Annotated in this window: 1 protein-coding gene; it reads left to right on the forward strand. The window is 30.2% G+C overall.

Going from position 1 to position 255, the window contains the following annotated elements; all coding sequences use genetic code 11:
* Window positions 1-26: 26 nt before the first annotated feature.
* A partial coding sequence (locus IC213_RS21460; protein ID WP_413927315.1) for a hypothetical protein occupies window positions 27-255 on the forward strand: 229 nt, incomplete at its 3' end.

Here is a 255-nt window from a genome sequence, read left to right on the forward strand (position 1 = left end):
ATAATTAAAATTTAGGAGGAAATAAAATGCAAAAATATTTAACAGGATTAGAACACAAAGAAGGAAATATATATAAGGTGAATTTAATACACAATATGCCTTTTGACCAAACATATGGGTTAAATAAGTCAGCTCAAGAATTAGAATTAAGTGGAGTGTTGGTCGATGAAGTAGTAGAAGCAGAACAAAGAGAAGGTTTTGCACCTATTATGTATGTAGACAAGACAACAAAAGAGATTACATATGAGTATGTGG

It is taken from the genome of Clostridioides sp. ES-S-0049-02 (assembly GCF_020658465.1).
Classification (GTDB): Bacteria; Bacillota; Clostridia; order Peptostreptococcales; family Peptostreptococcaceae; genus Clostridioides.